Raw genomic sequence first — 8,882 nt, 5'->3', positions numbered from 1 at the left:
CACTAAATATTATAGAACCATAGATTAATAAGCCTTTTCTCTGACTAATTATTCTTTATTCATAAGTATAACAGCGTATCTTGGCACATTTTAATGATGCTTAAAACATAAAAAATCCATTAGATTGTTAATTTTTCTATAACAATACTTAGTTATTTTGGGATTTTTTTCCGAAATCTAAGTCGAAGTTCTTCCTATTTTCCCAAAAAAAAATTATAATAGAGAAAGATAGTATCACAAGTCAAATTTACTAAGTGAGGTGAGCAATATGAAACTCGTAAACGTTACAAATAGTCATTCGAGATTGGTTATGAGTCAATTAGAAAATACAGATGCTGAGATGGTTAAGGTTTATACGGCCGGAAATACTACAGTGGTCTATACTTCAGCATTAGCCCATAATGAGATTTTAATCGTAAACAAAAAACGTAATCTTAAACCTTCAGAAATAGAAGAGATTAAAGCACATTTCTTAAAAAAATTGCCCGCTGGTTCTTACCAATTAGATAAGATTACAACAGTTGAGATGGAGGGAACAGTCGAAATTTCGATTCCTAAAGTCAGCCAACAAAACGGAATTGCTATTTAGCTACAAAAAAAGCCTACAACTGTAGGCTTTTTTTATTGGTTTCTATCTTACGTTCAAGCTCGCTCTAGTAATTCATTCGTTTCTTCTGACTTAATCCCTCAATCTTCGTTTGGATATGGGCAACCATCTCTACATTGTCTGGATCTAAAATATAATACGGGATTCTCGAATCCTTTGGTAAGTAGCTAGTAGCGGAACTTAAAAGTAAATCGTAGTCTTTCTTAACTACATTGCCACAAACCTCCATATCAAGTCCTTCAACTTGTTGGAGCTGATAGAATAAAAAGTGTAGCAAACCTGTGTCCTGTACACCAATAACACCTATGCGAATCGTCTGTCTCACTACATCTTTTTCAATATAAGGTAAAACCAAGGCTGATAGAAGAACAAGTAAGCCTTCCTTATTCCACAGTTTCCCTGGCTCAGCTCGGTATTCCTTATCTAAAAAGGTAGAGATAATTTCCTTTAATTTTATCACGGCTGGATGATAATGAACCATTAATGGACCTGTCGATAGATTATCACTAAATGTAACCTCTGGGAAATAATCATTCTGTAAAAATACTGTAAATAAATCTATCCAAAGTAGTTTTTCTTGTTCAGCTGTCATAGACTTAGAAAAAATTTCCTGTTTGCAAAAATTATAAAAATTTTTCGTGTGCTGACTAACCGTCAGATTTTTAGCAGAATATTTTCTGATATAACTGACTCTCGGATCACTTAAAGTAAAATATTGTGTCCGATAAAACATGAAAAAGCCAATCAAATAGCTTTCTCTTTTAATTACTGTGTCACTTTGACTTAGATTTTCTAAGCACTCTCGAAATTTTTGATTAATTCCTGGCAAGTTAGCCTTTACATAATCATTTCCCTCTAAACGATAACCCTGTCGAACTCTTAGGTAAGCAATTGCCTGATGTAAATTCCACTCTCTTTCATCCCCATAAGTCAACCAGCGCCGATCCTCTTGGGAAAATAAATGAGTCATATCGAAATCTTCTGTTTCTTTAAAGTGAGCAATCACTTCTTCGCCAGTCGAAACTGACCAAATAAACTGATTAAAAATTAAGCGAATCACACTTTCTTTCCCAGTCAATTTCATTTGCTGACGATTCAAATGGAGCTTATTTTCATTAAAGTAAGCAATCAACTGCGGCAGCTTCCGAACTACAGTAGAAAGACTTATATTTTCTGCTAGACAAAAATCTGATATATTTTTAGTTGGGTACAATAAGATATATAGTAAATAATGATAAGGTAAGCTACGTTTACAGAGTAAACGTTGATAGTCTTCAAACGGTGGAAGGTCCTCGACAATCTCTATTTTGTCTCTAGCATTTAAAAGGCAAAATTGGGGATCAATTAAGCTCAGTTCACTAGCCATCGTGTGGATTAAATGAGAGGCTTTGACGTAGGAAACACGTAGTTCTTTTTCAAATAAATGGATGGAATAGATTCCTTTACCTAATTCACCTAATCGGCTTAAAATTTTTAATTTACTTCTTCCCTCTTCCGTTAATAACTTATCATAGATCATTTGTCTCCTCCTCTATTCGTAACCCACTTCACATAATAACATCAAATTTTGATTTTCTAATAAAAAATAATTATCCAAAAAAGACCTATATGTGTGTCAAAAGAAGAAAATATGTAAATTATTACTCACGAGATACTAGAAAAACGCTACATCACTGAGCTTTCTTTTACGCATCATAGAAGATAAAAAAAAACTATTTCCCATGAGCGACCAAGCGTCATACTCATAAGGAAATAGTTTTTTTTAGCTGTCATAAAGAAAAATTGGCAAAAAGCAATCTTCTATAATAGAGATTTCAATTCGACGTCTGGATACTTGTCAGCAAACCAACGCATTGCAAATTGATTCTCAAATAAGAATAAGGGTTGATCAAAACGATCTTTCGCCAAAATATTCCGACTTGAACTCATGCGCTCATCCAAGTCTTCTGGTTTAATCCAACGCGCAATTTTGTTGCCCATCGGCGTCATAATCACTTCCGCATTGTACTCATTTAACATCCGATATTGGAATACTTCAAATTGGAGTTGGCCCACGGCACCAATAATATATTCTTCTGTTAAATAAGTTTTATATAATTGAATAGCGCCTTCTTGAACCAATTGGTAGATTCCTTTATGGAAAGATTTTTGTTTCATCACATTTTTTGCGCTAACTTTCATAAAGAGTTCAGGTGTAAATGATGGCAGTTCTTCGTAAGCAACTTTAAGTTTGCCTTCATAAATTGTGTCACCAATCTGATAATTCCCCGTATCATAGATTCCGATAATATCGCCGGCAACTGCTTCTTGAACATTTTCCCGAGTATCCGCCATGAACTGCGTCACATTACTCAATTTCATTTTTTTACTCGTTCTGCCTAAAGTAACATCCATTCCTCTTTCGAAGGTTCCGGAACAAATCCGTACAAAGGCGATTCTATCTCTATGAGCAGGATTCATATTTGCTTGGATTTTGAAGACAAACCCAGAAAATTCTTCTTCGTAAGGACTCACGGCTTGCCCTTCCTCTGTTTTATGTGCATGTGGCTTAGGTGCAAATTGTAAAAAGGTCTCTAGCATTGTTTGAACACCAAAATTAGTTAATGCTGACCCAAAGAATACAGGCGTTTGATTTCCAGCTGCAATCTTTTCGGTATCAAATTCATCGCCAGCTTCTTGCAATAATTCAACCTCTTCTAGAACCTGCTGATACACGCCATTCTCATACAATTTATGGCCTTCCGGAATCTGTCCCTCTTCGTTTAAAGGAATCAATCGCTCGCCATCATAATTTTCTGGTCGGTAAAGTTCCACGCGCTTATTATGAATATCATATAAGCCTTCTAACCCTTTCCCCATACCAATCGGCCAGTTCATTGGATACGACTCAATAGATAGTAATTCCTCCAGCTCTTCCAATAATTCCAAAGGCTCACGACCATCACGATCCAGCTTATTGATAAAGGTAAAAATAGGGATTCCTCGTTTTTTTACAACTTGGAATAATTTCTTTGTCTGTGCTTCAATCCCTTTGGCACTATCAATCACCATCACAGCACTATCGACAGCCATCAAGGTCCGGTAAGTATCTTCAGAGAAGTCCTCATGTCCAGGGGTATCTAAAATATTGACACGTTTTCCGTCATAATCAAACTGCATAACTGAACTTGTCACGGAGATTCCCCGTTGTTTTTCAATTTCCATCCAGTCAGATTTTGCAAAGTTACCGGTCTTCTTTCCTTTAACCGTACCAGCTTGACGAATCGCTCCACCAAATAGAAGCAGTTGTTCTGTTATCGTTGTTTTCCCGGCATCCGGATGGGAGATAATGGCAAATGTCCGACGAGCATCTACCTGTTCATTTAATTTAGGATTATTCATTTTCGACTCCATTTCTGTTACTTTATTAGATGAGGGATTTCCCCTCTTAAAGACTACTTATTAGTTATAATAGCCAAACACTACTTTTCCAACTAGCCAAGTATATCATGGAACCTATAGAAAAATAAATAGTTGTCATCTGGAAGTTACGGATTTCCCTAATTTTCGTTAGTTGAGCTTAAAAACATTAAGCAAAAAAGACTAGCAAGTTGACCACAAAACTTTGTAGTCAACCGCCAATCTTTTCTTCATCTCTATCTTCTTGGTTCCTCTTCATCAAACTCTTTTCGAAACAAACGACGTTCCTCTTCAGGCTCGACATCTATGTCTTCAGAATCATGAAATTTCACTCGTAAGACAAGTACACGCGAACCTTCCATCTCTTCAGATATCAAAGTCACGTTATCAACATCAAAGGAAAGTTTTTCCCCTTCATCAGGAATCGTTCCTAAAGCTGTGATTAAATAACCTGCCATCGTATCGACATCACTCATGTGTAAATCAGTTTCAAAGACTTCATTAAACTCTTCAATCAGCATTCGTCCCTGAACTAAAAATTCACATTCACCAACTTTTTCATACAGTTTTTCTACCTCATCAGATTCATCGTCAATCTCGCCGACGATTTCCTCTAATAAGTCTTCTAACGTTGCTAAACCAACCAGGCCACCATATTCATCTAATAAAATAGCCATCTGATTTTGGGTTTTCTTTAATTCATAAAGAAGATCATCGATAAAAATCGTTTCTGGCACGAAAAGCGGTTCTTGAATAATTTCTCGTAAATCTAATTTATCAAAGCCGTTTTTATGTGCTTCTTTAAGTAAGTTTTTCGTATGAAGAACGCCTACAACCTTATCTTTATCTTCGTCGTAAACGGGAATTCTTGAATAGTTTTCTGATAGAACTTCATTAATATTCTCATCAATTGTGTCATTGATATCAATCATAAACGCATCCGTACGTGGAACCATCACTTCACGGGCAACCTTTGTATCAAGAGAAAAGACACCTTGTAACATTTCTAATTCATCATTATCCAAGACACCTTCCGTTTCCAACATATAACGCATCTCATCACGCGTCATCTTGGAATCTGCATCATCAAAGTCCATTGGGGTTAAGCGGGACAATAAGTTGGTTGAAGCCGATAATAGCCAAACAAATGGTTTAGCTATGATACCAATTCCTCTTATTAATCCAGATGTCGCTTTTGCCACTTCTTCAGATCTATTTAATGCGATTCTTTTGGGATAAAGTTCTCCGAAAACAATCGATACATAGGTCAAAATAGCCAAAACAATGATGTTCGCAATATTTTTTCCGGCACTACCGCCACCTAGTAAAGGGGCTAACCTAGTAGATAATGTGTCAGCTAATGAAGCACCCGATAAAATATTAACCAAAGTAATGCCCACTTGGATAGTGGATAAGAAATTATTTGGGTCTTGCAGTATTTTTAGTAGTTTTTGTGATTTTACGTCTCCTTCCCCAGCTTTTTGCTCGATACGGCTTTTATTAATGGAAACAACCGCAATCTCCGAAGCAGCCAAAAAGGCGTTAATCAATGTTAAAACAACTAATAGTAAAACTTGCGCTAAAAGCGACTGACTGTCAGGGTCAGCATTCATAATAGCATTCTCTCCTTATATTTTTCATTTGTTTTTTTATAGAAAAAAACGTGGCTAATAGTAGCCACGTTAAAATGTTATCATAAAGCGCATTCCATTGCAATATAAACTCCAAAAACTAACCTTTTGTCAGTCTTTTATAGAATCGTGGACATATTTCTGAACACTGCCTGAACCTTTAAAAATATGCTATCCCACCCTGTTTAGAGATTCAGTAAGTCGGCTTCACATTTTCTAATTAACCTTACCATGTTTCATATCTTATATTGTTATTCTACTCTCTTGCCTAGATTCCATCTCAGTCATTTTTCAGATGGTTCTCTGACTGCTCATCAAAAGTAACCTTAAACTTATCATCTTGATCATTCTGATCATTTTGATGAGCATAATCTTCCCGAACTACTTTTACAACAAAGGCTACGATAGTCTTACAAACAGCGTACAAAGGAATTCCTAAGAAAATCCCTAATAATCCAGAAATATTTCCTGCTACCAATAAGACCAAAATAATCGTCAATGGATGAATTTGAAGGGATTTTCCAATCACATTTGGGTAAATAATATTGCCATCCAGTTGCTGAACAACTAACACGACAACACCACACAACAGCGCTTGAAAAGGTGAATCAAAAACGGTCACTAGAAAAGCTGGCGCTAAACCTAAATATGGTCCCAAATATGGAATCAAATTAGTTAAGCCTGCAATCACTCCGAAAAGGAAAGCATAATCTACACCGATTATTAAATAACCTAAAAATGTGAACGTCCCCACAAAAACACATTCTATCGCCTGACCACTAATATAATTCGCTAAGGTTTGATTCATCTGTCCTAGAAGTTCGACAATCTGTGCCCGCCTACCTTCTGGGAAAAACCGTTTGATATTCGGAACTAATTTATCAGAATCCTTTAACATATAAAACAAAATAAACGGTACAGTAAAAATCGTCATCGTTGTGGAAGCAATAGTCCCCACCACTGAACCCAAACCACTTGAAAGACCACTCAAAAATTGTTGAATAATGTCTCCATATGATAAATTTAGTTGTTCAATATATTTAGTGATATCTAAATCCTTAAACATCGGTAAATTACTAATATCCGTCAGCCAGGCCTGCGTATTTTTCACTAAGGTTGGCATGTTAGTCGCCAAAGCTGAAATTTGATTAACTAAACTAGGAATAAAACTCAAAGATAACCAGACAATCGCTAAAATTAACAATATAAAAACGATAAGAATGGAATAAATCCTCTTAAGCTTAAGTTTCATCAATAAGTTGACCATAGGATTTAACAAATAATAGAGGAAGCCAGCGATTAAGACCGGCGCAAATAAGGTCGAGAAAAATGTTCCTACTGGTGCAAATAAAAAATTGATTTTGGTCAGGACAAAAACAAAAGCTGAAATAATCAAAAGCTCTAAGGACCAAAACATTAATTTTGATTTTCGAAGTTTTTCAAACAAAAAAGTTCCCCCTCTCTTCTTACTGTACAGTATAAAGCATCTTCAAATAAAAAGCTTCCTTTTAGCTAGTTAAGTTATTTAATTGAAGAGCTCGAGACGAAGTTTGTCCTAATTTCCTTATTGCCAACAAAAAACTTTCCTATATACTAAGAAGAGAAAAGGGGGACAAAAGAATGAAAGTTGCTAAAACGAAAGATACCTTAAATAATATCTACCTTGATGCATTACGCATTCGAAATCAAGTTTTTGTGGAGGAACAAGGCGTGCCTCTCACAAGAGAAATTGATAAAGACGAGGCAAATGCTATCCACTTTGTTTTGTATTCCGATACCGATGAAGCCATGGCAACCGTACGTCTACTTCCTCTGGACGATAATCAGTTGAAGCTACAGCGAATGGCTGTGAAAATAGATTTCCGTAATCATGGTTTCGGCAAAGTAATTATTGCAGCAGCTGAAAATTTTGCCAAAGGGCAAGGCTTCAAAAAAATCAAATTAGGTTCTCAGAAATCCGCCATAGGTTTTTACGAATCAATCGGCTATCAAAGCTACGGTGAACCATTTATAGATGCAGGAATTGAACATGTCAGTATGGAAAAGAATTTATAGTCATTAGTTTCTCCAAATAATAAAGGTCGAATCATTCAATATTTTGATGAATGATTCGACCTTTATTTTGGACTCTATAATACTCACAAAAATAGGAAAGTATCCTATTCCAATGAATTAACCTCGGTTATGCCATCCGACTAAGGGCAATCGACTCTGAAATTTGGTAAATGGATTATCTCACTTCTATCGCTCTTCGCATACCATCCGACTAATACTAACGTAAGGAGGATCATGAACTAAATGTTGCGGTATAAACAAGTCTGGCGCTAGGGCCGGGTGATGAAGTAAAATGTTCCATTTTACAATATTGGCCTACGCATACCATTCCACTAGCGTACTAAAATTAGTCGGACTGGCGCTACTGACTTATAAATGAGGAAAATGTTCCATTTTCTTTATCGTCACCACGCATACCATTCCTCGTCTATTACTTTTGAACCTGGTGAGTAGGATTACGAACTAAACGTTACTATATAAACGTGTCTGGCGCTAGAGGCATGTATTGAAGTAAAATGTTCCATTTTACACTATTGCCCTACGCATACCATTCCACTACTATGAAACTTGGTTAGTGGAACTGGCAACTGGCAAAAAAGACTGCCAAGATTTTTATCTTGACAGTTACTTTCTTATTTACGCGACAATTGCTTGTAGCGATCGTACCAAATATCAACATAGCCTTCTGAGAATGGGCCTTTTTCATTATTAATCCAATCTACTAAGATCTTGACGTTTTCTTTTAAAATAAAGTCTATATCATTTGGATATTCCATTATTTTGCTGTGGAACTCATATTCATCCACATCTAGTAAACGTTTCTCTCCATCAGGAAATACTTTGATATCTAAATCATAATCAATATATTTCAAGGCTTCTTCATCTAATAAATAGGGAGAAGCAAGATTGCAGTAATAAGAAACCCCCTTTTCTCTGATCATTGCTATTACATTGAACCAGTATTTTTTGTGAAAATACACAATTGCTGGTTCACGAGTTACCCAACGTCGTCCATCAGACTCCGTCACCAAGGTGTGATCATTGACACCAATCATAGAATACTCGCTTGTTTTTAATACCATGGTATCTCGCCACGTCCGATGCAAATTGCCATCGTGCTTGTAACTTTGAATTGTTACAAACTCGCCTTCTCTTGGAACTCGCATAGTAACCCTTCCCTCAACAGATAC

At 36.1% G+C, this 8,882-nt stretch carries 7 protein-coding genes; 2 read left to right on the top strand and 5 right to left on the bottom strand.

The genetic code is table 11. The features are described from left to right. Window positions 1-268: 268 nt before the first annotated feature. On the top strand, window positions 269-589 hold the full coding sequence (locus BAU15_RS09100; protein ID WP_161842427.1) for a DUF1827 family protein: 321 nt from the start codon (window positions 269-271) through the stop codon (window positions 587-589). Between the two features lie 64 nt (window positions 590-653). Here the strand turns inward: BAU15_RS09100 and BAU15_RS09095 are convergent, their stop codons facing one another. The 4 genes from BAU15_RS09095 to BAU15_RS09080 form a co-directional block, all read right to left on the bottom strand. Continuing rightward, the gene (locus BAU15_RS09095) at window positions 654-2,126 is read right to left on the bottom strand and encodes a helix-turn-helix domain-containing protein (RefSeq protein ID WP_161842426.1); all 1,473 of its coding nucleotides are present in this window, start codon (window positions 2,124-2,126) and stop codon (window positions 654-656) included. Window positions 2,127-2,407: 281 nt separating this feature from the next. Continuing rightward, window positions 2,408-3,988, bottom strand: a complete 1,581-nt coding sequence (locus BAU15_RS09090; RefSeq protein WP_161842425.1) for a peptide chain release factor 3 — start codon at window positions 3,986-3,988, stop codon at window positions 2,408-2,410. A 254-nt stretch (window positions 3,989-4,242) separates the two neighbouring features. Next, window positions 4,243-5,619, bottom strand: a complete 1,377-nt coding sequence (locus BAU15_RS09085) for a hemolysin family protein (RefSeq protein ID WP_161842424.1) — start codon at window positions 5,617-5,619, stop codon at window positions 4,243-4,245. A gap of 298 nt (window positions 5,620-5,917) precedes the next feature. Beyond that, window positions 5,918-7,084, bottom strand: coding sequence for an AI-2E family transporter (locus BAU15_RS09080; RefSeq protein WP_161842423.1), 1,167 nt, complete (start codon window positions 7,082-7,084; stop codon window positions 5,918-5,920). 173 nt (window positions 7,085-7,257) lie between these two features. Between BAU15_RS09080 and BAU15_RS09075 the strand changes: the two genes are divergently transcribed. Further along, the gene (locus BAU15_RS09075; protein WP_161842422.1) at window positions 7,258-7,692 is read left to right on the top strand and encodes a GNAT family N-acetyltransferase; all 435 of its coding nucleotides are present in this window, start codon (window positions 7,258-7,260) and stop codon (window positions 7,690-7,692) included. Between the two features lie 632 nt (window positions 7,693-8,324). On the opposite strand, the gene ntdP is transcribed toward BAU15_RS09075, so the two are convergent. Continuing rightward, window positions 8,325-8,858, bottom strand: a complete 534-nt coding sequence (ntdP, locus tag BAU15_RS09070; protein ID WP_161842421.1) for a nucleoside tri-diphosphate phosphatase — start codon at window positions 8,856-8,858, stop codon at window positions 8,325-8,327. Window positions 8,859-8,882: the final 24 nt, after the last annotated feature.

Source organism: Candidatus Enterococcus huntleyi, from assembly GCF_009933175.1.
Taxonomy (GTDB): Bacteria; Bacillota; Bacilli; order Lactobacillales; family Enterococcaceae; genus Enterococcus_K; species Enterococcus_K huntleyi.
Note: the sequence above shows the minus strand (reverse complement) of the source record. Positions and strands in the feature narration are given on the sequence as shown.

What these genes read in the sequence shown, in the direction of transcription:
- BAU15_RS09100 (WP_161842427.1), top strand. Translation starts at nt 269, where the DNA reads ATGAAACTCGTAAACGTTACAAATAGTCATTCGAGATTGGTTATGAGT.
- BAU15_RS09095 (WP_161842426.1), bottom strand. Translation starts at nt 2,126, where the DNA reads ATGATCTATGATAAGTTATTAACGGAAGAGGGAAGAAGTAAATTAAAA.
- BAU15_RS09090 (WP_161842425.1), bottom strand. Translation starts at nt 3,988, where the DNA reads ATGAATAATCCTAAATTAAATGAACAGGTAGATGCTCGTCGGACATTT.
- BAU15_RS09085 (WP_161842424.1), bottom strand. Translation starts at nt 5,619, where the DNA reads ATGAATGCTGACCCTGACAGTCAGTCGCTTTTAGCGCAAGTTTTACTA.
- BAU15_RS09075 (WP_161842422.1), top strand. Translation starts at nt 7,258, where the DNA reads ATGAAAGTTGCTAAAACGAAAGATACCTTAAATAATATCTACCTTGAT.
- ntdP (WP_161842421.1), bottom strand. Translation starts at nt 8,858, where the DNA reads ATGCGAGTTCCAAGAGAAGGCGAGTTTGTAACAATTCAAAGTTACAAG.